At 51.5% G+C, this 24,880-nt stretch carries 22 protein-coding genes; 13 read left to right on the top strand and 9 right to left on the bottom strand.

Features of this window, described 5'->3' with window-relative positions:
• Window positions 1-2 precede the first annotated feature (2 nt).
• The 5 genes from WM46_RS24525 to evgA form a co-directional block, all read right to left on the bottom strand.
• Complete coding sequence (locus WM46_RS24525) at window positions 3-680, bottom strand: molecular chaperone (protein WP_102603617.1); 678 nt, start codon at window positions 678-680, stop codon at window positions 3-5.
• A 44-nt stretch (window positions 681-724) separates the two neighbouring features.
• Window positions 725-1,243, bottom strand: coding sequence for a fimbrial protein (locus tag WM46_RS24520; RefSeq protein WP_102603616.1), 519 nt, complete (start codon window positions 1,241-1,243; stop codon window positions 725-727).
• 116 nt (window positions 1,244-1,359) lie between these two features.
• A complete protein-coding gene (locus WM46_RS24515; protein ID WP_061075233.1) occupies window positions 1,360-1,884 on the bottom strand; it encodes a helix-turn-helix transcriptional regulator in 525 nt (174 codons plus the stop codon).
• A 460-nt stretch (window positions 1,885-2,344) separates the two neighbouring features.
• Window positions 2,345-5,533, bottom strand: coding sequence for a transporter substrate-binding domain-containing protein (locus tag WM46_RS24510; protein WP_262360427.1), 3,189 nt, complete (start codon window positions 5,531-5,533; stop codon window positions 2,345-2,347).
• Entirely contained in the window at window positions 5,530-6,159 is a 630-nt protein-coding gene (evgA, locus tag WM46_RS24505; protein WP_102603615.1) for an acid-sensing system DNA-binding response regulator EvgA, read from the bottom strand. The genes WM46_RS24510 and evgA overlap by 4 nt, the downstream gene beginning before the upstream one ends.
• Before the next feature lie 468 nt (window positions 6,160-6,627).
• Between evgA and WM46_RS24500 the strand changes: the two genes are divergently transcribed.
• The 4 genes from WM46_RS24500 (at window position 6,628) to hypT (ending at window position 9,930) form a co-directional block, all read left to right on the top strand.
• A complete protein-coding gene (locus tag WM46_RS24500; protein WP_102603614.1) occupies window positions 6,628-7,314 on the top strand; it encodes a nucleoside recognition domain-containing protein in 687 nt (228 codons plus the stop codon).
• A complete protein-coding gene (locus WM46_RS24495) occupies window positions 7,311-7,772 on the top strand; it encodes a YjiG family protein (protein WP_102603613.1) in 462 nt (153 codons plus the stop codon). The genes WM46_RS24500 and WM46_RS24495 overlap by 4 nt, the downstream gene beginning before the upstream one ends.
• Window positions 7,773-7,784: 12 nt before the next feature.
• Complete coding sequence (gene iadA / locus WM46_RS24490; RefSeq protein ID WP_102603612.1) at window positions 7,785-8,951, top strand: beta-aspartyl-peptidase; 1,167 nt, start codon at window positions 7,785-7,787, stop codon at window positions 8,949-8,951.
• A gap of 70 nt (window positions 8,952-9,021) precedes the next feature.
• Window positions 9,022-9,930: a hypochlorite stress DNA-binding transcriptional regulator HypT gene (hypT, locus tag WM46_RS24485; RefSeq protein WP_102603611.1), complete on the top strand. Its 909-nt coding sequence runs from the start codon at window positions 9,022-9,024 to the stop codon at window positions 9,928-9,930.
• Window positions 9,931-9,937: 7 nt separating this feature from the next.
• On the opposite strand, the gene WM46_RS24480 is transcribed toward hypT, so the two are convergent.
• Window positions 9,938-10,672, bottom strand: a complete 735-nt coding sequence (locus tag WM46_RS24480) for an aspartate/glutamate racemase family protein (protein WP_102603890.1) — start codon at window positions 10,670-10,672, stop codon at window positions 9,938-9,940.
• Window positions 10,673-11,122: 450 nt separating this feature from the next.
• On the opposite strand from WM46_RS24480, the gene WM46_RS24475 reads away from it, so the two are divergent.
• The 4 genes from WM46_RS24475 to WM46_RS24460 all read left to right on the top strand — a co-directional run bounded on the left by WM46_RS24475 (window position 11,123) and on the right by WM46_RS24460 (window position 15,462).
• Window positions 11,123-12,166, top strand: a complete 1,044-nt coding sequence (locus WM46_RS24475; protein WP_061075237.1) for a TRAP transporter substrate-binding protein — start codon at window positions 11,123-11,125, stop codon at window positions 12,164-12,166.
• Between the two features lie 73 nt (window positions 12,167-12,239).
• Window positions 12,240-14,114 carry a TRAP transporter large permease subunit gene (locus WM46_RS24470; RefSeq protein WP_102603610.1) on the top strand — a complete coding sequence of 625 codons (1,875 nt, stop codon included), beginning with the start codon at window positions 12,240-12,242 and terminating at the stop codon, window positions 14,112-14,114.
• Between the two features lie 117 nt (window positions 14,115-14,231).
• Complete coding sequence (locus WM46_RS24465) at window positions 14,232-14,996, top strand: SDR family NAD(P)-dependent oxidoreductase (protein WP_102603609.1); 765 nt, start codon at window positions 14,232-14,234, stop codon at window positions 14,994-14,996.
• A 46-nt stretch (window positions 14,997-15,042) separates the two neighbouring features.
• Window positions 15,043-15,462: an RbsD/FucU family protein gene (locus WM46_RS24460; protein ID WP_061075240.1), complete on the top strand. Its 420-nt coding sequence runs from the start codon at window positions 15,043-15,045 to the stop codon at window positions 15,460-15,462.
• Between the two features lie 40 nt (window positions 15,463-15,502).
• On the opposite strand, the gene WM46_RS24455 is transcribed toward WM46_RS24460, so the two are convergent.
• Window positions 15,503-16,537, bottom strand: coding sequence for a LacI family DNA-binding transcriptional regulator (locus tag WM46_RS24455; protein WP_061075241.1), 1,035 nt, complete (start codon window positions 16,535-16,537; stop codon window positions 15,503-15,505).
• 308 nt (window positions 16,538-16,845) lie between these two features.
• Between WM46_RS24455 and WM46_RS24450 the strand changes: the two genes are divergently transcribed.
• The 5 genes from WM46_RS24450 to WM46_RS24430 are packed head-to-tail and all read left to right on the top strand — an operon-like array spanning window position 16,846 to window position 21,825.
• Window positions 16,846-17,718, top strand: coding sequence for a carbohydrate ABC transporter permease (locus WM46_RS24450; RefSeq protein ID WP_102603889.1), 873 nt, complete (start codon window positions 16,846-16,848; stop codon window positions 17,716-17,718).
• Entirely contained in the window at window positions 17,708-18,595 is an 888-nt protein-coding gene (locus WM46_RS24445; RefSeq protein WP_102603608.1) for a carbohydrate ABC transporter permease, read from the top strand. Before WM46_RS24450 ends, WM46_RS24445 begins: the two co-directional genes overlap by 11 nt.
• 11 nt (window positions 18,596-18,606) lie before the next feature.
• Window positions 18,607-19,443, top strand: a complete 837-nt coding sequence (locus WM46_RS24440) for a phosphodiesterase (protein WP_102603607.1) — start codon at window positions 18,607-18,609, stop codon at window positions 19,441-19,443.
• Window positions 19,437-20,510, top strand: a complete 1,074-nt coding sequence (locus WM46_RS24435) for an ABC transporter ATP-binding protein (protein WP_102603606.1) — start codon at window positions 19,437-19,439, stop codon at window positions 20,508-20,510. The genes WM46_RS24440 and WM46_RS24435 overlap by 7 nt, the downstream gene beginning before the upstream one ends.
• Complete coding sequence (locus WM46_RS24430) at window positions 20,503-21,825, top strand: ABC transporter substrate-binding protein (RefSeq protein WP_102603605.1); 1,323 nt, start codon at window positions 20,503-20,505, stop codon at window positions 21,823-21,825. The genes WM46_RS24435 and WM46_RS24430 overlap by 8 nt, the downstream gene beginning before the upstream one ends.
• Before the next feature lie 322 nt (window positions 21,826-22,147).
• Here WM46_RS24430 and WM46_RS24420 read toward each other — a convergent pair whose 3' ends face one another.
• Both WM46_RS24420 and WM46_RS24415 read right to left on the bottom strand, forming a co-directional pair.
• Window positions 22,148-22,993 carry an AraC family transcriptional regulator gene (locus WM46_RS24420; protein WP_102603604.1) on the bottom strand — a complete coding sequence of 282 codons (846 nt, stop codon included), beginning with the start codon at window positions 22,991-22,993 and terminating at the stop codon, window positions 22,148-22,150.
• Window positions 22,994-23,098: 105 nt separating this feature from the next.
• Window positions 23,099-24,880 carry a DUF2264 domain-containing protein gene (locus WM46_RS24415; protein WP_102603603.1) on the bottom strand — a complete coding sequence of 594 codons (1,782 nt, stop codon included), beginning with the start codon at window positions 24,878-24,880 and terminating at the stop codon, window positions 23,099-23,101.

Genomic DNA, 24,880 nt, shown 5'->3' with positions numbered 1-24,880 from the left:
ACCTACATTTTAACTTTTTGTTCAGTCGTGACGCCTCCAAAATCATTAATCGCACGCCACGATACGTCTCCGCCGGTTATCCCCGATAGCGGTAGCGTGACGGTTTGAAATGGTAATACCATTGGAGGCTTAGTGATCGTCTTGCCGTTCACCTTTATTTCATTGAGCGACACGCTATAAGGCGTTGGATTATTTACAGTTAATTTTCCACCCTCACGTGAAAAAATTAACTGCTGGTATGCCAATGACGGATCGCCTTTTAACCCGGCGGGACGATAAAACAGCTTCATTTTGCTTTTTACCGCGATCAACAATTCATTTTTCGCATCCGGTGACGATGACGGAATAGCTTTAATATTTAACCAGTAAACACTTTCTCTGTCCGAGGGTAAGTTGTTTTCTGCCAGCATGACGCGAACGGAGTTCTGTGAATTTGGATTTAATTTGAACAAAGGTGGCGTCGTGGTAAATTCACTGCCACTGTCATCACTATTTTCACTTTTACTCACCCATGACTGGATCAGATACGGTTTATTGTCCGGGTTTTTGACGCTGATGGTGGCCTGACTGGCATTACCATTATAAATAAGACGAGTACCGCCTATTTCAACCCCACTGATTGCCGCTGTTGAGATAAATACTATCCCCACAGCAACCGTTTTATATAATTGCTGAAACATGAGAGTTCCTGATTGATTACTCAGGGCCACGAGTGGCCCTGCTTTTACTGATAGGTCACGGTGAAGGAGGTTGACGAGTTTGCCGTCCCCGCTCCGACAGTACCTGTGGCCATATATTTTGCGAAATAGGTCAACGTATTATCGACGTCTTCCAACAACGCCACGCTAGCCGAAGAAGAGCCAACCGGGATCAATGTGGCACTGTCCTGCTCATAAAGAGCGACGCCGACATTCGTCGCCGTTTGACCTGTGGTCAACGCCAGAATCGAAGGATTAGACGTATTGGTGGTACCGTCAAACCGAACGCTGGCGCTGGTCACACTCGCCGGACAGGATTTCAGCACAATATTAAAGCGCTTAGCTGCCGCTGTTGCGCCATTCCCGCCAGAAAATGCCGCCGTTGAAACGGTTCCCAGATCGACAGGCTGCGCAATCGCAGAAGGATCAACGACACACGCCGTTCCTGTAATCGTTCCGGTAAAGTTAATGACGCCATCGGCTGCATTAGCGGCTTGCAGAGTAGAAAGCGATAACATTGCAGAAATCAGTGCAATTTTTTTCATATAATTAAATCCAGATAGTTAAGTTAATATTTAATTAAAAGCGTTGATGTTAAAAACAATTATTCCTGCACTCACCTCCTCTGCATATTCTCGTTTCCCGACATTAACGCAACAATTTATGTAAGATCAGACTCATGAATATATGGTTTGCACATTCTTACTCGCGCGATATTTCGATACAGAGATACACGATTACCGAGTTGAAGTTTAAATATCAGGCTGCGACGGTGTGCATAGAATGTCTTCATCGACATGCCCAATAACTCACCAATCTCATTCGCCTCCATTCCTTTTTGCATACAATCAAGAACTTCACTTTCCCGGAATGAAAGCGAGTATTTCACCCGATAAGCATACCGGGAGTCATTGACAAACAGGCATGAGAGAATTTCATTTATCCGGCGTCTCTTATCAATGAAAGTTATATCTCTCAAATGGCATAATGCGTAGTAGTCGAGATCATTGGTGATAAATGCAATGATCTTCCTGCCAGGAGACAAATACTCTGTACTCCGTTGCAGGATGGACTCATCGACATCGACTATAGTGTAATTTTCATCAATCAACTCCGGCGTTAACAACGCACTTATGCCGACAATAAAAAAATAATCATCAGAAAAAACGGAGTCTGACAATTTCATAGAACTTCCCTTTTCGACACTTCCTGCTTGCTGTTTTAACGTCAGTAAGTCACCTCATGTTTCGCTGTAAAATTTACAGAAAATAATTCAGCATGACATCACAAAAGTCGTGGATTTCGTAAGAAAACATAAAAACGATCGTTTCTACTATCTTTTTACTTTCAAAAGAACAACGATCCACACTTAGCTATTTTTATCAAAACAAAAACCCAGAATGCGCAATAAAAAACAGAATTAAACACTAGCTATGTGGATAGGTTTAGTTTAATGATCCAGGCGTGTTTGATAGTTGAAACTTGTAATAAACCAAAACATGGATTTTTCTTAGGAAATATACCAGGTTTAATTAACTAATTTTATTCTGTTGGAACAGGGCTTATTTTACCTGGTTAACACAGGAGCAACATCAGCGGCGCCTTATTATTCTGTCAGGCGCCGCCTACACGTGTAGGAAGGGAAATTAAGGCGTGAATTTCTCGATTGCCCGCTCCAGTTCGTCCAGCAGTGTCTGGATATATTCAAGCTCAGCAGGCAGTTCGGTGACAGTCATTGCGTCCGGGAGTTTATCCTCCAAAGACTGTGCAGCCTTCATTAAGGTCTCAACGCCCAATAGCTGGGCCGTCCCGTTAATGCGATGAATATGATGTTTAACCTGACGATAATCACCAGACTCACTGGCTTTATAAGCCGCCGTTAAATCACAGCGATTTTCTACCTGCGCATCTTTTAATGCGCGAAGCATCAATGCCCGATTCCCTTGCGCCAGCATCGCCAGTCTTTCGAGATCAAATATGGTGTCGTGGGTATCACTCACCCCGGAGAGTAAATGAGAGAGTTGCGACAACGTGATGGGTTTGAAAAGACAAGCATTCATGCCCGCCGACAGACAACGTTCGCGCTCGTGCTCCTGCGCCGTTGCCGTGAGCCCCCAGATGACAAGCGTCGTATTACTTTTTCTGACCTGGCGGGCAAGCTCAATACCATCCATAACCGGCATATTGAGATCGGTAATCAACAAGTCATAATTTCCTTGCTGAAGATAATGCAATGCCATCTCGCCATTGTCGGCTTCATCAGCCATGATACCCAACGTCATAAGCTGACGTTTCAGGAGTAATCGGCTGAAAGGAAGGTCATCCGCGATTAATACCCGGAGTGTTGTTCCTTGCAATACTGGCAGAGGCGCGTCAACGTCCGCAACGGCAGGCGTGATATCAAACGACGTCTGGACTGGCAGGCTCAACGTAACGATCGTCCCCCGATTCACTTCACTTTGCAGTTCGATTGTCCCTCCCATTTGCCTCATTAATCCCCGACTGATGGCTAATCCGAGCCCCGAACCGCGGTGATGTTCTCCCGCTTTTCCCTGGCTAAAGGCGGTGAATAAACGGCGTTGTTCTTCTTCGCTCATTCCCGGCCCAGAATCACGCACCGAGATCACCAGCGTTTGCTCATGCTTCACCGCAGAAATTCGCACATCACCATGTTCGGTAAATTTCACCGCGTTGCCGATAATATTGGTGAGAACCTGCCCCAGTAATTGGGGATCCAGTCGCATCGCCTCGCGTGCATCTAAACGAGAATCGTAACGTAGCGCGATCCCTTTTTGCGCCGCCAGCGCGCTGAATAATGCAATGTTGTCTTGTATCAGGCTCTCCGGATATTTCCACTGGGGAACGGTCTCTAATAAGCCCGATTCGATCTTCTCCAGATCGAGGATCTCGCCAATAAGTTTTAATAACGAACGTGAGGCCTGAGCCGCCTGGTCCACTGATGCTTTATCTTCCGGGCTAAACTTCGCAGGAGAAAATTGCAGTAGTTCAAGAAATCCCATAATGGCACTTACCGGGGTTCGTATCTCATGGCTCATGTGAGAAAGAAATTCCCGCTTCTCTTCATTGGCCCTGAGAGCCCGGTTCCGCTCCTCTTTCAGTAAGCGTTGAGAGCGTTTTCTGATTCGAACTTCCCGCACCAGATAGACTGCCCATAACAAGGTGCTGAGTACCAGTAACGACGCTAAGGTAGCCACCAGATAAAAAGGCCTGTTATATAATTCCCAGGTATCTATTTTGACATCCGGCAGACGAATCCATTTACTGACGATCTGCAGGACCTCTTTTTGTGGAATATCATCTAACGCTTTATCCAGAATTTGCCGTAACTCCGGCTCAGAGCGGGGCACCGCGAAACTAATTGCCGCGGGCTCTTCTCCGGTAAGCGGTATCCAGGAAAGCTGATCGGGATAGTAATGCTCGCTCAGATAACGCGCGGTCAGCTGATTCGAAATGGCGGCATCCACTTTTCCTGTTGCGACCAGATTCAATGCCACGCTGGAATTTTCCACCTCTTCCCACACAATGCCTGAATATTTCGCCTTCAGTGTGGCCAGTAAAGTGTGATCGGCGCTGATTGCAACATGGTTACCGGGCCGCAGCGCATGCTCTTTACTTTCCTCTTTTCTGATCACGGCCACGAACTGTGTGGTGATAAATGGATGCGTAAAAGAGAGATAATCTTCTCGGCTGAGATCATAGGTAGCTGCCTGCACAATATGCCAGTTACCTTTCTTCATCTCAGCGACCATCTCTTTATTCGATTTGACGACCACCGTCTCAAACTGAATACCCGTTTGTAAGCCAATCAAATTAAGGACATCGCCAACAATACCCCGCGTTTGCTGGCTTCCATCAACCATCGTGTAAGGGGCAAACCAGGGATTGATAATCACACGGAGTGTTTTGTGATTATTTAACCACTGCTTTTCGCGTGGCGTCAGGTCCAGAGGTTCAATCAGGAAGGAGAGATTGCCTTTATCAATCATCGACTGGGCAATTTGCCCATGGATGTTTTCATCAATTGCGCTAAGGGTATTGTTCACAATTTCCCGCAGCCGTTGCTGTGCGGGCAAAAATAAAAAGTAGCTCTTTCTCTGAGGTGCTGGCCAATACTTCACCGTTGTCAGCGCAAGACTGAACTCCTGAGAAAGCCAGGTGCTGGTCGTGAGTGAATCACCGAAAAACCAGGCATTGCGCCCATTATTAACAGAATTCAGCGCCTCCTGGTAACTGCCATAGTTATCGATCTCGGCATCGGGAAAGGACTGACGGATAAAATCAACATCCGGATAGTGATTAACAATCGCCCCCCCCGTACGTTGTGCGCTCTGCAATGGCGCCATAACGTTGCCAAGAGAGGTGACTAAATTGGGCCAGGAATGAATCAGTGGCAGAGAAACCTGAACACTTGCTTCACGCCAGGATTGACTCTCCAGCCCGGTCAATACCATATCGACCTCACCCTTTTTTAGCGCCTCAACAGCATCAGCCTGATCCGGATACGCCATCACACTTATTCGTGTATTAAGGGAGTGTTGAATCAATGCCAGATAATCAGCATTCATTCCCCGATAACGTCCCGTCAGCGTGGTCAGAACAAGCGGCGGCTGAACGGGTTCGTAAACGGCGACGCTGAGTTTTTTTTTCTGTTGCAGCCAGCGTTTGTCATCCTCACTCAGATAAACCGGCACAGGCGATATGTAATTGAACCCTGATAGTTCAAGCTCAACGGGGGACTTTTGCTGTGCGGAAACGGCACGCCCACCTATTGATAAAACAATGAACATCACTATCAGCCAGTTATTCATCATCATGTCAGCTTATTCTGATGAGCAAAAGAGAGCAGCTCGATTAATGATTTACAACCGAGTTTTTCCATTAGCCGCGTTTTATACGTACTGACGGTTTTACCGCTAATATGCATCGCCTCACCGATTTGCGAATTGTCCAGACCGTTAAGCACATGTCCCATGACCTTCATCTCTTGCGCCGAAAGGGACTCCAGACGCTGCGCGTCGGTGAGGGTTTCGGAGGCTTCTTCGGAGAAAAATGGAAAATAGGTATACCCATTCTGTGCGGCATTAATGGCTGCCAGGATATTATCCATGTTCTGCTTTTTACTGATAAACCCGTTCGCTCCCGCCTGTGCGCAGCGCTTGCTGAAGTAACGATCGTTTTTCGCTGAGACAACAACTAGCACACCGCGATAGTGATTCGCTCTGAGTTTCTCCACCAGCTCGACCCCATTGACGCCGGGGATCTCAACGTCAATAACCACAATATCCGCAGTCGTTTTTAGCAAACTCTTCAGCGCAATCGCACCGTCCTCATACTCTCCGAGAACCGTAACGCGATCTTTCTCCAGTACACCACGAATAGCCATACGCGCCAGCGGATGATCGTCCACGATAATTGCCGTGCGGGAACGCATTTCACTCATAATTCCCCCAAAGACCGTGATGCTTGAAACACGCTATGTCATTAAGAATAGCGTAAACGATACGGTAGATTACCCTCTACATTAATCATTGTCGTGCGGAGCCGTTCACTGTTCTCATCCGTTCCCCGCCCTGGCTGTATATATTTCACCGGATGCTCACTCATACGCGATCGTGATGACTGAGGCTATTGCACATCATTAAGCAATGTTCTGTATGTTTAAAACAATGCCGTTGTATCCACTCTCCTTACAAGAATGGAAAAGAATTTATCTGGCAATGTTAAAACGGGGCAGAAATTGGCGGGTCGTTATATTCCCGATATTTCTGTCACACTATGCAAGAAACGCATAGCGCGAAACATTCTTGCATTTTCCCCATATCCCCATGGCTGGTAAGGTCATTGAGTTCGGGCCACTTCTGGCCTGTCGCAACAAACACACATCATCAAAAAAATAACGGGGTTCGCTATGGCGCAACAAGGGGAACAGGCGGCGCTGCCGCTTGCAACAGAAAAAGTCGGACTTAAGGGATATCTGGCATTTTTTCTGACCATCATTTTCTTTTCCGGCGTATTTTCCGGAACGGAAGGTTGGTGGCGTGTTTTTGATTTTACCGTGCTGAACGGTTCGTTTGGCCAGATCGCGAATGGCGCGGGACAAACGACCGTAACCTTTCGGGGCGCGGGCGGTACGGGCGCAAAAGATGGTTTTCTTTTCGCGCTGGAACTCGCGCCGTCAGTCATTTTGTCACTGGGCATTATTTCAATCACCGACGGCCTTGGCGGATTACGTGCGGCGCAACAGCTGATGACACCGATCCTGAAACCGCTGCTGGGCATTCCGGGCATCTGCTCGCTGGCGCTTATTGCTAACTTACAAAATACCGATGCCGCTGCGGGTATGACGAAAGAACTGGCGCAAGATGGTGAAATCACCGAGCGTGACAAAGTCATTTTTGCTGCGTACCAGACCAGCGGCAGCGCGATTATCACCAACTATTTTTCCTCTGGCGTCGCCGTCTTCGCGTTTCTGGGAACGTCTGTTATCGTCCCGCTGGCCGTCATTCTGGTGTTTAAATTTGTCGGTGCCAATCTGCTACGTATCTGGATCAACTTTGAAGAACGCCGTAACCCAACGCAAGGAGCACAAGCATGACCACTCAGGTACGCAAAAATGTCATGGACATGTTTATTGACGGTGCCCGCCGCGGCTTTACGATTGCCACCACGAACCTGCTGCCAAACGTGGTGATGGCGTTCGTCATTATTCAGGCGCTGAAAATCACCGGTTTACTTGACTGGGTTGGACACATTTGTCAGCCGATCATGGCACTTTGGGGACTTCCTGGTGAAGCCGCCACCGTGCTGTTAGCGTCGCTGATGAGCATGGGCGGCGCGGTAGGCGTTTCCGCCAGTCTGCTCACGGCGGGAGCATTAAGTGGTCACGACGTCACGGTTCTGCTCCCGGCGATATACCTGATGGGTAACCCTGTACAGAACGTGGGTCGCTGCCTCGGTACCGCCGAAGTGAACGCCAAATATTATCCCCACATCATTGCGGTATGCGCCATCAACGCATTACTGTCGATCTGGGTTATGCAGCTTATTGTTTAAAAGGGAATTATCATGCCTGATTTATCCTGCGCAGAGTTTACGTTACTGCAAGGTGCACACCTTTACACCCCTGAAGACCAGGGGATTTGCGACGTGTTTCTCGCCAACGGCAAGATTATTGCCGTTGCACGCGATATCTCGCCTCACATTGTGCCGGATTGTAAGGTTATCAATCTCAAAGGACGGATCCTGTGTCCTGGCTTTATCGATCAGCATGTTCACCTGATTGGCGGCGGTGGCGAAGCGGGCCCCACGACCCGCACGCCAGAAGTCAGACTGAGCAGACTGACCGAAGCCGGGGTCACGACCGTCATTGGTTTGCTCGGCACCGACTCCGTGACCCGTCATCCGGAATCACTGCTGGCGAAAACCCGGGCGCTGAATGAAGAAGGGATCACCGCCTGGATGTTAACCGGCGCTTACCATGTCCCTTCACCGACGATCACCGGTTCCGTCGAAAAAGATGTGGCGCTGATCGATCGCGTCATCGGCGTTAAATGCGCCGTCTCTGACCACCGCTCTGCCGCGCCTGGCGATTATCAACTGGCAAATATGGCCGCTGAATCCCGTGTGGGTGGCCTGCTGGGCGGCAAACCGGGGGTCAGCGTGTTCCATATGGGCGACAGCAAAAAGGGGCTCAAACCGCTGTACGACATTCTGGAAAATAGTGATGTGCCGATGAGTAAGCTGCTTCCCACCCACGTAAACCGCAATGAGGCGCTGTTCGAAGAAGCGCTGGCCTTTGCGCTCAAAGGCGGCACCATCGACATCACCAGCGGTATTCCCGATCCGGTTGCACCGGCTGAGGGTGTGGCGCGCGCAGTCAAAGCCGGTGTACCGCTTGCCCGGATAACGGTCAGTTCTGATGGTAATGGTAGCCAGCCGTTGTTTGATGATGCCGGCAAACTCACCGGAATTGGCGTGGCGGGCTTCGAGAGCTTGCTTGAAACCGTGCAATCGCTCATCAACGATTACGGATTTACCCTGACCGACGCACTGCGTCCGCTGACGACCAGTGTGGCTGCCTTTCTTAACCTGTCCACTAAAGGCGAAATCGCCTCCGGGAAGGATGCCGACCTGCTGGTGATGACGCCGAAATTAGAGATTGAACAGGTTTATGCCCACGGCAAACAAATGGTGGTTGACGGGAAAGCCTGCGTGAAGGGGTCCTTCGAGTAAGCGCAATCGGTTGTCAGCCGTGTGAATGCCCGTAAAATGGCGCAGACAGACGGCTGACAGGTGATGATCAATGGATGTGAGTGGTGCAGGTTTGTATAACATAGAAACGAAATGGCTTTATGACTTTCTGACCCTGGAAAAGTGCCGAAACTTCTCCCAGGCCGCGATTATTCGTAATGTCTCGCAACCCGCCTTCAGCCGTCGTATTCGCGCCCTGGAAAACGCGGTCGGGGTTGAATTGTTCAATCGTCAGGTCTCGCCGCTGCAACTCTCCGAGCAGGGAAAAATCTTTCACTCTCAGATACGCCATCTGCTTCAACAGCTGGAAAGCAACCTGGCTGAGCTCCGCGGTGGCAGCGATTTCACGCTGCGTAAAATCAAGATTGCCGCTGCGCACTCCCTCTCGCTGGGGTTATTACCCGGTATCGTCAGCCAGATGCCCACCCAGTTTACCTGGTCGGTTGAAGCGATCGATGTCGATCAGGCGGTCGATATGTTGCGGGAAGGGCAAAGCGACTTTATCTTCTCTTATTATGACGAAAACCTGCTCCAGCCTCCGTTTGCCAATATTCACCTGTTCGAGTCGCAACTATTTCCCGTCTGCGCAAGCGATGAAAACGGGAAACCGCGATACACGCTCGACCAGCCCGCGTTTCCGCTGCTCAACTATAGCCAGAACTCCTACATGGGGCGGCTTATCAACCGAACGTTAACCCGCTATACCGAGCTGAGTTTCAGTACATTTTTTGTCTCTTCGATGAGTGAGTTACTTAAACAGGTTGCGCTGGACGGTTGTGGAATCGCCTGGCTCCCGGAGTATGCGATTCGTCAGGAGATTCGTAATAAACAGCTCATAGTGCTGGACCAGGACGAGCTGATTATTCCTATCCAGGCGTATGCTTACCGGATGGATACGCGGATGACGCCCCTGGCGGAGCGGTTCTGGAAAGAACTGCACCATCTGCATACGATCCCCTGATTTCACTTCAAACGCAGGCAACCTGTTGCGCAGTCTCATCCATCTGCGTATCCGGCCACGACTCATACCAGCGAATAGCCGCGTGTACCAGAGACGCGGTTGAATCAATAAACCGGCACTCAAAATTGCTCTCATGCCCGGCCACAATTAACGGGATCTCGGTGCAGCCCATAATAATGATCTGCGCACCATGGGAAATCAGTCGCTCAATCTGCGGAAACAGCAACCTTTGCGCGGCAGACTTATCACCGCGTTTCAATGCGTAAATGGCCTGCATTACCTGCTCCTGGCCCGCCTCTTCCGGCTGAACCAGAGAGAGTCCCTGCGCCATCATTTTTTTCTGATATAACCCTGTCGCAAGCGTGGCGTTCGTTGCCAGCAGGCCGACACGAGTCACACCGGGAGGAATCTCACTCAGCGTGGCATCCAGAATGCTGATCATGTCTACCTTTGCCACGGCCCGTAAATCATCAAACCAGTAGTGTGCGGTGTTACAAGGGATGACGATACATTCGGCCCCCGCATCTTCCAGCATGTGCAGATAACGCTCCAGATAGTGCCAGGGAGAAGGCCCGCCTGATAGCAGGCAGGCTGTGCGATCGGGAATGTCCGGAATGGAGCTAACGATCAGCGGGATATGCTGCTGATCGCAGTTGGCGCTGCGCAGTTCAACAAATTTTTCCAGCATGTCTGCCGTTGCTGCGGGCCCCATGCCGCCCAGAATCCCAATGGTATGTTTCATCATCTGCACCGCGTTTTCTCTGTCATTTCAATTGACACTATCACCTTGATGCCTATGTAAAAAATGCCATTTTCTAAGCGGCTATGCGTAAAAGTTATCGCCTGACAGACGCGAATCGGTTTACACAGACTGCCGTTTGCACTCCCGGACACCGACGACGTACCGGTTTGTGTGCCTTGCCTCGCTAAACAGTGACTAAACAGCGAACACCCCGTTTCGGTTTTGTAACACTCCCCCGTAAATTAGCGATACCCGCCACAAAATTCACATATCACTCACCCTGATGAAAGGAAGCATATTGCATTTGCACAGTGAGTCGGATAGCGTCTGTAACGTTACACTAAAACGTTACAGAAAACAGAATCAGCGACTTTTTCGTTAAACCAGCTGGCTGCGTCCGCCCTGCCAGATGGCGTTATCACGACCTCTACACTGTGAGAAAGGATAATCATGATGAAAACAACACCGTTTCGTTCAGCCAGACGTTTTCTGGCACTCGCTTGCCTCAGTAGCGCCCTGATTGCAGGCAGTGTGCTGAGCGCTTCAGCACAGGCAGCAATCAATTTTCGTGTTTACTCGTCTCTGCCAGGAGATGACTCCTCTGCGCACTATATTTGGTTCAACCGCTTCCAGGAAAACCTGAATAAAAACGAGAAGTTAAAAGGACAGATTAAGCTTAATTATTTCGCCAACGCCATGCTGGGAAAAGAAGCCGATGCCACACAACAGGTCCGTATCGGCGCCATTAACATGATGATTTCAGGTACTTCAATCTGGGCCACGCTGGTTCCTGAAGTGGGCGTGCTGGATCTGGGTTATCTGTTTAAAGACTATGACCAGGTCGGGAAAGCGCTGGACGGCAAAGCCGGTGAGCAGCTTTCTAAGCTAATGATGGATAAAGCAAACGTGATGGTGCTGGGCTATGGCTATAACCTCGGCGCGCGCAACGTGTACACCAAAAAGGCCATTGAAAAGCCGGAGGATTTAAAGAATCTGAAAATCCGCGTACTGCCGGTGCCAAACTTTATCGCCACGCTGAATCACATGGGCGCGGTGGCCATTCCCATGCCGGGTGGGGAAGTCTATTCCAGCCTGCAAATGGGCGTGATCGATGGCGTCGAGCATGATGCCCCGACCATCTACGCCAGCAAATATTATGAAATCATCAAGAATGGCACGCTGACCCGCCATAGCTATAACCCGCTGATGATTGCCATGAATAAGAAGAGCTTCGAGCAGATCCCGGAATCATTACGTGCCGACGTGCTGGCCGCCGCGAAAGAGGCCACGGAATACGAACGCCAGCAGGCCAGTCAAAAAGAACAGGAAGCGATTAAAAACCTGGAGGCGAAAGGCGTCACTTTCCGGGAAACCGATCGCGCATTCTTCGCACAGGCCGTACAGCCTGTCTGGAAAGCCTTCCTGGATAAATACCCGGATCTGAAACCTATGGTGGACGAGATCAGCGCCGCAGCGCCGAGCGACAGACCATAAGCCGCGCATCGTCGGCCTGCGGTGTTCAGCGGGTCGGCGATATTGCCCACACAAACCATGAAAGGAGTTCATCATGGCTGATATCCCGATGAAAACAAAGGATGAAAAGTCTTTGTTGACGCTGTTGGGGCGGCTGAGTCGATTTCTGACCACGTTAACGTCCTGGGCCGGAGCGCTGGTGCTGTTTATCAACGTGCTGGTGGTATTTGCTTCGGTGATCTGGCGCTATGCCCTGCACTCACCGATCCACTGGGCGGAAGAAGTGGCGCGAGCGTTGATGATTGCGCTGGTCTTTTTTGGCGTCGCGACTTCGACCGGCAGAGGCGGACACATTGGTGTCGATCTGTTCTTACGCTTCCTGCCTGAAAGCGTTCGCCCCTACGTAATCCACGCCAGCCGCTGGATCCTGTTTCTGGTCTCCGTCGGGCTGGTCGTTTCCAGTTATGATCTGGTGCAGGCCGCGCGACTGCAAACCACCGAGACGGGCCTGCCGCAGACCATCTACGTGATTCCGGTATTAATCGGTTCCGTGGTGATGATGGTGGCCGCGCTGGAACATGCCCTACATGAGCGCGCCAAAGTGGTGCTGCTCAGCGGCACGGGAATCATCGTGCTGGCGGCGCTGGGTTATCTGAAACTGTCGCTGATGGCCGATCCGGCCAGCGCGGCGGCGGGCCTGATGCTGATTTGCTTCGTGCTTGGCATTCTGGCCGGTGTGCCAATCGCCTTCACGCTCGGCATGTCCGCCATGGTCTTTTTTATCTGCGACCCTTCCCTGCCGTTTGTCTTTTTCTCACAGCAGGTAGCGGCGGGCGTTGACCACTTTGTTCTGTTGGCGATTCCGTTCTTCTTGCTCGCCGGTGCGGCGATGGAAATCAACGGCATGTCCACGCGTCTGGTCGAGTTGATTGTGCGCGGCATGGGACGCTTTCGCGGCGGTCTGAACATGACCACCGTACTGTCGATGGCCTTTTTCTCTGGCATCTCCGGTTCCAAACTGGCCGATGTGGCGGCCGTCGGCGGGGTGTTAATGCCTGCGGTACGACGCGCGAAGCAGGACAGCGAAGAAGCCGCCGGGGTATTTGCTGCATCCGCGGTGATGGCGGAAACCATTCCTCCCTGCGTGAACCTGATCGTGATGGGCTTTGTCGCCAATATCTCCATCGGCGCACTGTTTATCGCCGGCCTGATACCTGCGGCCTGCCTGCTGGTGCTGTTAATGGTCGCCGCCAACCGCTTCGGCGGAAAAATAAACGTCAGTGAAGCCTACCCGGTATTACGTCCACGGATTCAGCTTTACCTCGGCGCCGCTGTCGGCCTGGTCATGATCTTCATGATTGGCCGTGGAGTCATGATGGGGATCGCCACTTCGACGGAAATTTCCGCCTTCGCGGTAATCTACGCCATTGTGGTGGGACGCCTGGCGTTTGGTGAGCTGACGCTGAAAGCCACGGTGAAAATGTTCGTTGATATCGCGGCGATGTCCGGCGTCCTGCTGTTCATCGTAGCCTGTGCGACCAGCCTTTCTTATGCCCTGACCATTCAGATGATCCCACAGCAGATCGCTGAACTGCTGGTTGGCATTGGCATGGAGCAAGGGGCCTGGCTATTCCTGATGTTAACCATTGTCATTCTGATCATCTTTGGTGCGGTTCTCGAAGGTGCGCCAGCACTGATCATTTTCGCCCCGATTCTGGTGCCAATAGCCATTCAGCTTGGCTTTAACCCGCTGCACTTTGGCATTGTGATGATCATGGCAATGGGCTTTGGTCTGTTCTCACCGCCAATCGGCCTGGGTCTGTATACCACCTGCGCCATTTGTGGCGTGGAGATGAAGCACGTCATCAAACCGATGGCGAAATATCTGGCGGTGGTTTTTGTCGGCATCATTATTGTCGCCATGGCACCACCGTTAACCACCTGGCTGCCCGGACTGGCCGGCTACTGATAATCAAATCCTGTATTTGCCACGCTCGGGTGGCAGGGATATCCACGCACAAAAAACGGCGAAATGATGTCACGTCATTGCCTGACGCCGTTTAAATATGAATAACGGGAGTATGAAATGGGATTATTAACGGGTAAAAAAGCGTTTATTACAGGCGCAGAACAAGGCATTGGTAAAGAGAGCGCGAAAAAACTGATTGAGGCGGGATGCGATATTTATATTCATTATTTCAGTGGCGAAGAAGGCCCACGGGAATTAATCGCGCTCGCCGAACAACAGGGCTGTCGGGCGGCCTGTGGTTTCGCCGATTTAACCGATGAAGAAGACGCTGCCCGCTGTGTGGCGCAGGCAGCGGAATTTCTTGGCGGTATCGATATTCTGATCAATAACGTCGGCGGCATTATTGCCCGCAAATGGCTGGGTGAGATTGAGCCCCATTTCTGGCGCACGGTGATCGACGTCAATATGACGACGATGCTGAATGTCACTCAGCAGGCATTACCGTGGCTGAAGGCCGCGCCAGATGGCGCCAGTATTGTCAATCTGGCCTCTCTGGCCGGACGCTCTGGCGGCCATGCGGGCTCTCTGGTCTACTCCACGACTAAAGGCGCAGTGCTGACCTGGACTCGCTCGCTTGCCGCTGAGCTCGGTGAACACGGTATCCGCGTCAATGCCGTTGCGCCTGGCTTGATTCTCGGCACGCGTTTTCATGATCAGCACACCACGCAGGCCTCTGCCGACCAGACAATCCAGGCCATTCCTCTGGGAAGAGCGGGCACGCCGGAAGATGTGGCAAGGGTCATCTGTTTCCTCGCCTCTGAATATGATGGTTTCGTTTCCGGCGCCACCATCGACATTAACGGCGGTATTTACCGGGCATAAAAATATGGCGGGCGATGAGGCCCGCCAGTTTTAAAAGGTATGACATATGATCAAGTCAGATATTATTCATCCTGATTTATTACAGGCGCTGGCACAGTGCGGACACAAGGCGAATATTTTAATCACCGATGCCAATTACTCTTTTTTAACCAATACTTCTGCGCAGGCACGGATTATCTGGCTTAATTTCACTCCAGGGATGATCGGGAGTGTCGTCATTATGGAGAAAATCCTCGGCTATATTAATGTGGAAAAAGCCACGTTAATGGCAAGCCCGGCGGATTTTGATAATACGGTCGAGCGTGAATACCGCGGTCTGCTTTCTGAGGCAATCGAGGTTGAACATGTTGAACGTAACGCGTTTTATTCGCTGGCCAAATCGTCTGACACGATCCTGGTTATCGCCTCCGGCGAAACCCGCCGCTTCGCCAATATCCTGCTGACTGTAGCCCCAACGCTGGTATGACAGAGCGAGAAGAACGTGTCGTTCTTCTCGTACCACGCCGTTATCGTACCGATTGTCGGGAAACCAGCGACGGAGGGAACAGAAACTCCTCTGGCGGAATGGCCGAATTTTCGGTCCGCTCAATCAACCGCTCAACCATCACCTCTGCCATCTCCCGAAGCGGCGGCATGATAGAAGTCAGACCGGGGAAAACCAGTCCGGAGAGCGGAATATTGTCGATGCCCACAATAGAGATTTGTTCCGGCACCTGGATCCCGGCCTGATGCAAACCGGCCATCAGCCCAATGCCCAGCGCATCGTTGATCGCCACGATGCCATCCGGGAACGCTGGCTGCTGGCTGATTTTTAACGCCAGTGCCCGCCCGAGTTCTGTCATTTCCGTGTCGCCATAGGCCGCCATGGCCTGGCCTTCAACGATCATCCCATCGCGATAAAGCCCGTGCTCCTGCACCGCGCGGAGAAAGCCCTCGATTTTGTGCGCCCGGCTGGGGGTCATCCCTTCCACCGTGGCAAACGCGAGGCGACGGCACCCCTGTGCGATCAGGTGTTCTGCCGCCATTCGCCCGGCATCAATGTTATCCATGGATACGCTGTCCAGCGCAAAATGATCCGACGGAGCACGCACAGGCATACGGCCATCATAGTTCACCATCACCATGCCCTGCTCTGCCGCTCGCGCAAAATGCGCTTTTTCGATATCGCAGGCGGCAACGATAATCCCGCGGACGCCGTGGGAAAACATATCGTCCAGAAAGGCTTCTTCTTCTTCAATCTGTCGGTAGGTATTTCCAATCAGCACCCGCAGTTGGCGCTTTTTGGCGGCCAGATCGACTTCACGAGCCAGGGCGGCAAAGCTGGGATTCACAATGGACGGCACCAGCAGACCAATCATTTTGGCCTGACCGGTCTTGAGCTGTTGCGCCACCCGGTTTGGAAAGTAATTGAGCGTCTGCATGCTCTGCTGGATACGCGCCAGAGTTTCAGCCCGCATTTGATCGGTCCGGCCGTTGAGCACATTGGATACCGTACTGACGGAAACGCCAGCATGCTTTGCGACATCACGAATATTCGCCATACATCTCCTTTGCGGCAATTGATGAATGGCGGAAGACACTCATACCCGGCATCACCATCTTCTCAGGAATTATGAACTACAACGGTTTAGTGTAACGTTACAGACAGCGCTGTCAATGCAATGTGTCAGGCAAAATAAGCCAGTGACCCGTAAACTTAACGGGTCGGTAGTGGTGTTCAGCGTGAATGATTGTTAAACGCGATGAAGTTTGGTGGTCACGAAACCATCATCTATCGGCCATCCTTTTGCAGTAATCCCTTTTCACACTGTCTGGCTTCAGAAACATTTCGACGAGCCCGTAGATGATGATGAAAAAGAACTGGCTTCCCTGGCTTATCCTGTCGCCTTCACTGCTTTTTTTGCTGCTGTTTACCTGGTTTCCGCTGCTTCGTTCAGTGTATGACAGCCTGTTCGATACCCGCATGGCAACCGACGCCGCCCCCTTCGTCGGCACAGAGAATTTTATTCGTCTGTTTGAGGATAACGTCTTCTGGCAGTCGCTGGTGAATAACCTGATTTACATCGCGCTGACGGTCATCCCCGGCGTGGCGCTGGCGTTACTGCTGGCCGTTGCGTTATGGGAAAACCACCGTGTTAACCGCTGGCTGCGCACCGCCTTTTTCTTCCCGATGATTATTCCCATGGTCAGCGCGGCGGCAATTTGGCTGTTCATTTTTATGCCGGGAATGGGCATGTTCGACTACTACCTGGCAAAGCTATTCGGCCCCATGAATAACAACTGGCTGGGTCGCAGCAACAGCGCGCTGTATGCCCTGGCATTGATTGGTGTCTGGAAATTCGCCGGCTATTACATGTTGTTCTTTCTGGCAGGGTTACAAAGCATTCCGCTGTCGGCCCGCGAAGCCGCGATGATGGAAGGTGCCACCCCAACGCAGATATTTTTCAAGGTGACGCTGCCTCTGCTGCGACCGACATTAAGTTTCGTGATCACCACGGCGCTGATTTACTCCATCACGCAAATTGACCACGTTGCCGTCATGACCCGCGGCGGGCCGGATAACGCCACCAGCGTGCTGCTTTATTACATCCAGAATCTCGCCTGGGATACTCACGATCTGGGCAAAGCCTCCGCCGCCACGTTTCTGACGCTGGCTGGGCTGTTTGCCTTCTCCTTTTTAAACCTGAAGCTACTGGAGCGAGGAGCGCATCATGAGCGTTGAGATCTCCCCCGTCATTCCCCGGACACAACGTGCGACAAAACCACTGTGGCTCCGCCTGCGCCAGTCCAGAAAAGTCACGCTGGGCGCGCTGATGACCTGTCTGGCGCTGCTGTGGGTAAGCCCTTTCCTGTGGATGCTGTCTTCGGCGTTTAGCGCCACAACCTTTGGGGAGGGAATGGCCTCCGTATTGCCGCGCTTTCCGCTGACGCTCGATAACTTCCGCGATGCCTGGGCCAGCGCGAACTGGATCAGCCTGTACGTCAATACGCTGATCTTCTCGTTTGGCACCTTCGCCGTGCAACTGCTGACCATCACCACCGCCGGATACGTTTTCGCCTGCCATGAATTTCGCGGCAAGCAAACGCTCTTTCTGCTGTTTCTGGTCCAGTTGATGATCATGCCCGTCGTGATGATGGTGCCGAACATGATGACGTTGAAAACCGTCGGTCTCCTTAACACGCTGACCGGCGTGATGATGCCCTATTTCACATCAGCATTCGGCGTGTTCCTGATGCGCCAGGCGTTCCTTGCCATTCCAAAAGAACTGGAGGAAGCGGCGTTGATGGAGGGCTGCCGTTGGTGGCAGGTGCTTTACCGCGTCCTGCTCCCGATGTCATGGCCGTCAGTGCTGGCGTTCGCCACCGTCAGTATTACCTATCACTGGAACGAGTATTTGTGGCCGCTCATGATGCTTAACGACCCGGACAAACAGGTGCTGACCGTCGGTCTTGTCTCCTTTGCGATGGGCGCGGAATCGGGCGGACAGTGGGGAACCATCGGGGCGGGAACGCTCATGGTTTGTCTGCCGCTCATGGTGGCCTTTATCGCATTTCAGAAACAGTTCCTGAGAAGTTTCGGTTTCTCAGGTATCAAATAAGGAGTGAATTCATGCTGTTAGCCCATATTAGCGACACCCATTTCCGCAGTCACGACCAGAAGCTCTACGGTTTTATCGATGTTAACGCCGGGAACGCCGACGTGGTGTCCCAATTGAATGCACTGCGTGAACGCCCGGATGCCGTTATTGTCAGCGGTGATATTGTTAACTGCGGCCGCCCCGAGGAGTATCGCGTTGCCCGCCAGATACTCGGCGCGCTCCACTCCCCGTTGCTGCTGATCCCAGGAAACCATGATGATAAGGCGCATTTTCTTGAATATCTGCACCCGCTGTGTCCGCAACTGGGCAACGATCCGCAAAACATGCGCTATGCCATCGATGATTTCGCGACGCGTCTGCTGTTTATTGACTCCAGCCTTGTGGGTCATTCGAAAGGCTGGTTAACCGAAGAGACGATCGAATGGCTGGAAGCCCAGCTCTTCAGCGCCGGCGATAAGCCTACTGCCGTCTTTATGCACCACCCGCCGCTGCCGCTGGGAAATGCCCAGATGGATCCGATCGCCTGTGAAAATGGTCATCGTTTGCTGGCGTTGGTGGATCGCTTCCCTTCGCTTATCCGCATCTTCTGCGGCCATAACCATAATCTGACGATGACGCAGTATCGCCAGGCAACCATCGCCACGCTCCCCGCGACGGTTCATCAGGTGCCCTACTGTCATGAAGATACGCGTCCCTATTACGACATGTCGCCACCGTCCTGCCTGATGCATCGCCAGGTGGGAGAACACTGGGTGAGCTACCAGCATTCACTGGCGCACTACGCCGGACCATGGCTGTATGACGAAAATACCAGTTGCCCAACGGATGAGTACCCATCGCCATGCTAAGACTGAATAACGTCAGTAAAACGTTTGACGGCAAGCCAGCGCTGAATTCACTGTCTCTGGATATCGCCGACGGAGAGTTCGTGGTGCTGGTCGGCCCCTCCGGCTGCGGCAAAAGCACCCTGCTGCGTCTGCTTTCCGGTCTGGAAAGCGTCAGCGAAGGCGACATCTGGCTGCAAGACGAGAACATCACCGATCTCTCCCCTCGCGAACGCAATTTTGCGATGATTTTCCAGAACTATGCGCTGTTTCCGCATCTGTCGGTACGCGACAACATTACCTTTGGGATGAAAATCCGCAAAGAGGATAAAACCAGCTGGCAGCCGCGACTGGAGCAAGTCTCCCGGATGCTACAACTGGAGCCACTGCTCGATCGCAAACCGGCCAAACTCTCCGGCGGCCAGCGGCAGCGAGTGGCGATGGCGCGCGCCATTGTGCGTAATCCACGCCTCTTTCTCATGGACGAACCGCTCTCTAACCTTGACGCGCGTCTGCGCAGCGAGGTTCGCGATAGCATTATGGCGCTGCATCAACAGCTTAAAACCAGCACTGTCTACGTGACGCACGATCAAACCGAAGCCATGTCGATGGCCGACCGTATCGTCGTGATGAACAATGGCTACGTGCAGCAGGTCGGTCGTCCCGAACATCTCTACGCCAACCCGGCAAACCTGTTCGTCGCCGGTTTTATCGGATCACCTGCGATGAATCTCCTCCTTCTGCCTTGTCAGAACGGTCAGATACCACTCGGTGACGCCAGACATCCGCTACCACCGCTGTCGCGTGACGAAACACAGGTCTGGCTGGGAATACGTCCAGAACACATGACTGACAGACCGACCGACGGGCAGTACACACTGCCAGCCACGGTAACGCAACGAGAACTGATGGGGGCAGATTATCTGCTTCACGTCAGCACGCCTGTCGGCACACTGCGCTACAGCCGTCGCCATCGCGGTGCAGTCCCCGACAAAGGCGACACGCTTACCCTCGGTTTTTCACCGTCGGATCTTCATCTTTTTCATGCTGAGAAACAGCACAACTTACTCCAGGAGATTGACTATGTTTAAGCCCCTGAACACGACGTTGCAGGCGCTCACCCTTAGCTGTGCAGTGGCCTTTAGCGGCTCTGCGTTAGCGAAAGAAAAAATCGATTTTATGTTTCCCGCGCCCGTCGACGGCAAGCTGACCATGGAGATGACCCGGGTCATTAACGTGTTTAATGACTCGCAGCAGGATGTCGAAGTGCGTGGCATTTTTACCGGCAACTATGACACCACCAAGATCAAAGCCGAATCCGCGCAAAAGGCCGGACAACCGCCCGCGCTGGTCATCATGTCCGCTAACTTCACCACTGATCTGGCGTTAAAAGATGAAATCCTGCCGATGGATGAGCTGTTCAAGTTCGGTAATCAAAAGGCGGGGCCTTTTTTGCTTAACGAGTTCTGGCCCGCCATGCATAAGAACGCGCAGGTGATGGGCGTGACTTACGCGATCCCGTTCCATAACTCCACGCCAATCCTCTATTACAACAAAGCGTTGTTTGACCAGGCGGGTATCACGCAACCGCCGCAAACCTGGGCTGAACTGCAGGCGGACGCGAAAAAATTAACTGACGAAAGTAAAGGTCAGTGGGGGATCATGTTGCCATCGACTAACGACGATTACGGCGGCTGGATTTTTTCGGCGCTGGTACGCGCCAACGGCGGCAAGTACTTTAACGAAGACTATCCCGGCGAAGTGTATTACAACGCCCCTTCCACGATTGGCGCCCTGCGCTTCTGGCAGGGTTTGATCTATCAGGACAAAGTGATGCCCTCCGGCGTGCTGAACTCAAAACAGATCAGCGCCGCCTTCTTTTCAGGGAAAGTCGGAATGGCAATGCTGAGCACTGGTGCGCTGGGCTTTATGCGTGAAAATACAAAAGACTTTGAGCTTGGCGTCGCCATGCTGCCGGCAAAAGAACAGCGTGCAGTGCCTATCGGCGGTGCCAGTCTGGTCAGTTTCAAAGGGATTTCGGACGCCCAGAAAAAAGCGGCATATCAGTTCCTGAGCTGGCTGGTCAGCCCACAAGTGAACGGAGAATGGAGTCGCTTTACCGGTTACTTCTCACCGCGTAAAGCCGCGTACGACACACCAGAAATGAAAGCGTACCTGCAACAGGATCCTCGTGCGGCCATTGCACTTGAACAACTGAAATATGCCCATCCCTGGTACTCCACCTATGAAACGGTCGCCGTACGTAAAGCAATGGAAAACCAGTTGGCTGCCGTCGTCAACGACCAAAAAGTGACACCGGAAGCGGCGGTCAAAACAGCCCAGCAGGAAGCCGATACATTGATGAAACCCTACGTTGATAAAAGCGCGCTGGCAGTCGTGAAGTAGTTTTATCTCACTCCTCCTGTTCCGGGAGGAGTGATGCCTTGCCGGAGAAACTACCGCTTTTGTCCCGCTTTATCACCTACTGAAAATGAACCCTCTCGCGAACCAGCCAGACATCCGTTACTGATTTGGGTAAGTCAGTCGAATTCAGGGGAGCGAAGACCGCAGCAAGAGAATGATGAATGTTGAAAAGAACAAGGCTTCAGGCGGCCTTTCGCTGATAGGGATCGCATCCAGAATTGCCTCTAATCCTTTCCCTTTAAGCGAAGATGTTCTGGATCTACGCACTGCTCTTCCGCTTCATTGGTATTGCTATAGTTCTTTTTTAATGCTCCCCCTGGATTTTCTTATACTGCAACGGCGTATATTTCATCAGCTTTTTAAAGCGCGTAATGAAATAGGTCACGTCTTTAAAACCAACAGATTCCGCAATCTCTGCAACCGATAAATCCGACGTTTGCAACAGATCGCATCCCTCTTTGATCCGTCGACACAAAATATATTCCTGAATCGTGCCGCCGGTTTGCGCTCTGAAGGTTTTGGAAATATAACCGGGTGAAAATCCCAGTTCGGCGGATAACCATTCCAGCGATAATCGTTCAAAATAGTGTCGTTCGACCCACTCCATAATATGGGTGGAGAGCGTAACATCCTTTTTTCTGAAGCTGTTATCTGCTTCCGGAAGAAAATTCATTACCTGCATAATCAATAACATCACTTCACTGATGTGGTAGTCCGGCCCAGCATTAATTTCCTCAAACTGCTTTAAGGTCGTCGCAACAAAATCCATTTTATCCGACAGGTCATAAGCCTGGGCAGGGGACGAATCAGAAGACAGATAGCGAAAATGTTTACAGTGGCGAGGAAAAGATTCCAGCGCGTTAAGGATTTGAGTCTGATCGATATGAACAATTGTACGTACGTAGGGATGTTTTTCGCTCCCCGTGATCTGCACTTTGTGCAGGCGAAAAGGCGGGAAAATAAACATTCGTCCGGGTCTTGCCGTATACTGCTGATTATCGACGACGACCAACCCATAACCACTTAAAATATAAATGATTTCTAGGCAGGGATGCCAGTGATAATAATGCGCAACGGCGGTGTCCTTCTGGCGAAAGACCATCGAACTACTGTCCAGATTGATGTTTTCAAATAAAGACGTCGATTTCATCTGCCTGTGCTCATCAATGGTTTCCCTAATTCATACTGCACATTTTTCCGGCTTAACGCAAAAACGGCAGCGCAAAAAATCTGTCCGCCGTCCTGTATTTTCCTGTCAGAAAATGTCTATTTCCTCCTCCCTAAGAAAAAGCTTATGTGTCGCAATATTGAAGTAAATTTCCGGCATGTGGGTTTTAACACCGCTCAGGGATGCGGCATACCATCCCGCCAACCAGTGATTACCCGGCGTTAAATCGGCGGCAAGGCATGGCACGATGGCGGGTGCAGGAAACGTAATGCTGCTGTTTGGTGGCATGACGACGGTTTTCGCGTAGCGGTTATTCAGTAAATCCTCAACACCACTACCGCCATTCTCGGTGCGTAAAAATACCCCTGAAGCGCTATCGATAGTTTCCTGTAGCTGATGGTAATTCACAGCAAACCCTCCTTCGATACAATCAATTTGCCGGGTGGTTTCCACACGATGTATTCGAATATGGCCTTGCTCACAAGGCACCAGCCAGGTGGTCACTTTTACGTCAGCCCACGGATGCCATTCATTGCGAATAAAGCGATCGGTCATTACAGTTGCGCTGCTTTCGCGTCTGCCGCGGTAATAATTATCGTGTTCACTAAAAAGTAGCATTGAATCACATGACGCATGATTTATTCCGTAAGCTCCGCGCTCAATAGTAAACCCAAAATGGCTGGAGTAAGCGAATTTAGAATACTTGGCATCGGTATTAACGAAATTCAGCGGATGGAAATGATCCGCCATTAACATCCAGGCATGGCGATTGTTTTCGGAATGCACAATAGCCTGTGTTGCCTCTGAAATAAAATGCACCTTTTCCAGTACAGGAAATGGCTCCGCAGAACACTTCCAGAATTCACTGTCATCACTGATGGCGAGTATTAATAATGTTTTCAGCGCCCAGTAAGGAGAGCCGGGGCTATTATAGTCTTCGGCCATCGCGAGATTGGGATAAGTGTAACCAACTGAAAACAAACCGTCATTGTGGGTAAAAGGTTGCTGCACCCACCAGTCAATATGCCGGAGGATAATGCCTTTAATAATGCCGGGGCTAAAAACATCCAGCTCAGTATAAGCCACCGCGCTCCAGAATGCGGCCTGCACAAAGCGATAGGTAAGACTACGCCCAAAAGCAATAGCTGGACCATCGGCAGAAAACCAGTAAATATGCTCAAGCGCGAATTCTTTAGCTCGCTGGCGATATCTTTCACAGCGCACCGGATCGACATCCTGCATAAAGTAACTGTAGAGCAGACCATAATAATGGAAGGCGGAGGAATTATAATAATCACGCGGCCGACCAGGGCCGTCGGAATACCATCCATTTCCCAGCCAGAAAGGCTCGATGGCATTAAGATGTGTCTCAATTACGTTCATATCGTAATCACGTCCCACGCATTTCAGGCCCATTTGTACCAGCGCCGGGAAAAAGTGCCAGTTATTGTTGGGCACCGGCAAACTTTTACTCTGTTGTAGCCATTTGACCAGATTATCCTGCTCGGATGCAGAGAGCGACGCCCACAGAAGCGAGTCCGGTAGCGCCATCGCCAGGGCATAGGCGGCCATTTCCACACAGCGTTGATCCGGGCCTGTTACATCGCCCCAGTATTCACCATGCTGCGGATCGCAACCGTGGCGGACGCCATCAGTATATTCCGCCAACAAATCAACAGAATGCCCCGTGCTCCATAAAGGTAGCAATCCCCAGAGCATTCTGGAGAACCCCTCCATTTGCGCGACATCATCGGCATAATGCGCACCGGTAATGCCCATTTTTATGCGGCTACAGTGCTGAGAAAAAAAAGGCTTTGCTGATCCAGCCCATTTCCTCATTAATTCACAGTATTCGTTTTTTGCTTTCAT

It is taken from the genome of Citrobacter freundii complex sp. CFNIH2 (genome assembly GCF_002880615.1).
Taxonomy (GTDB): domain Bacteria; phylum Pseudomonadota; class Gammaproteobacteria; order Enterobacterales; family Enterobacteriaceae; genus Citrobacter_A; species Citrobacter_A amalonaticus_F.
Note: the sequence above shows the minus strand (reverse complement) of the source record. Positions and strands in the feature narration are given on the sequence as shown.

Bases quoted from the DNA above. Each gene is read 5' to 3' on its own strand.
- WM46_RS24445 (WP_102603608.1), top strand. From the start codon at position 17,708: ATGAGCGTTGAGATCTCCCCCGTCATTCCCCGGACACAACGTGCGACA.
- evgA (WP_102603615.1), bottom strand. From the start codon at position 6,159: ATGAGTGAAATGCGTTCCCGCACGGCAATTATCGTGGACGATCATCCG.
- WM46_RS24415 (WP_102603603.1), bottom strand. From the start codon at position 24,880: ATGAAAGCAAAAAACGAATACTGTGAATTAATGAGGAAATGGGCTGGA.
- WM46_RS24470 (WP_102603610.1), top strand. From the start codon at position 12,240: ATGGCTGATATCCCGATGAAAACAAAGGATGAAAAGTCTTTGTTGACG.
- WM46_RS24455 (WP_061075241.1), bottom strand. From the start codon at position 16,537: ATGGCGAATATTCGTGATGTCGCAAAGCATGCTGGCGTTTCCGTCAGT.
- hypT (WP_102603611.1), top strand. From the start codon at position 9,022: ATGGATGTGAGTGGTGCAGGTTTGTATAACATAGAAACGAAATGGCTT.
- WM46_RS24525 (WP_102603617.1), bottom strand. From the start codon at position 680: ATGTTTCAGCAATTATATAAAACGGTTGCTGTGGGGATAGTATTTATC.
- WM46_RS24475 (WP_061075237.1), top strand. From the start codon at position 11,123: ATGATGAAAACAACACCGTTTCGTTCAGCCAGACGTTTTCTGGCACTC.
- WM46_RS24510 (WP_262360427.1), bottom strand. From the start codon at position 5,533: ATGATGATGAATAACTGGCTGATAGTGATGTTCATTGTTTTATCAATA.
- WM46_RS24465 (WP_102603609.1), top strand. From the start codon at position 14,232: ATGGGATTATTAACGGGTAAAAAAGCGTTTATTACAGGCGCAGAACAA.
- iadA (WP_102603612.1), top strand. From the start codon at position 7,785: ATGCCTGATTTATCCTGCGCAGAGTTTACGTTACTGCAAGGTGCACAC.
- WM46_RS24420 (WP_102603604.1), bottom strand. From the start codon at position 22,993: ATGAAATCGACGTCTTTATTTGAAAACATCAATCTGGACAGTAGTTCG.
- WM46_RS24440 (WP_102603607.1), top strand. From the start codon at position 18,607: ATGCTGTTAGCCCATATTAGCGACACCCATTTCCGCAGTCACGACCAG.
- WM46_RS24495 (WP_102603613.1), top strand. From the start codon at position 7,311: ATGACCACTCAGGTACGCAAAAATGTCATGGACATGTTTATTGACGGT.
- WM46_RS24430 (WP_102603605.1), top strand. From the start codon at position 20,503: ATGTTTAAGCCCCTGAACACGACGTTGCAGGCGCTCACCCTTAGCTGT.
- WM46_RS24450 (WP_102603889.1), top strand. From the start codon at position 16,846: ATGAAAAAGAACTGGCTTCCCTGGCTTATCCTGTCGCCTTCACTGCTT.
- WM46_RS24480 (WP_102603890.1), bottom strand. From the start codon at position 10,672: ATGAAACATACCATTGGGATTCTGGGCGGCATGGGGCCCGCAGCAACG.
- WM46_RS24500 (WP_102603614.1), top strand. From the start codon at position 6,628: ATGGCGCAACAAGGGGAACAGGCGGCGCTGCCGCTTGCAACAGAAAAA.
- WM46_RS24435 (WP_102603606.1), top strand. From the start codon at position 19,437: ATGCTAAGACTGAATAACGTCAGTAAAACGTTTGACGGCAAGCCAGCG.
- WM46_RS24520 (WP_102603616.1), bottom strand. From the start codon at position 1,243: ATGAAAAAAATTGCACTGATTTCTGCAATGTTATCGCTTTCTACTCTG.
- WM46_RS24515 (WP_061075233.1), bottom strand. From the start codon at position 1,884: ATGAAATTGTCAGACTCCGTTTTTTCTGATGATTATTTTTTTATTGTC.
- WM46_RS24460 (WP_061075240.1), top strand. From the start codon at position 15,043: ATGATCAAGTCAGATATTATTCATCCTGATTTATTACAGGCGCTGGCA.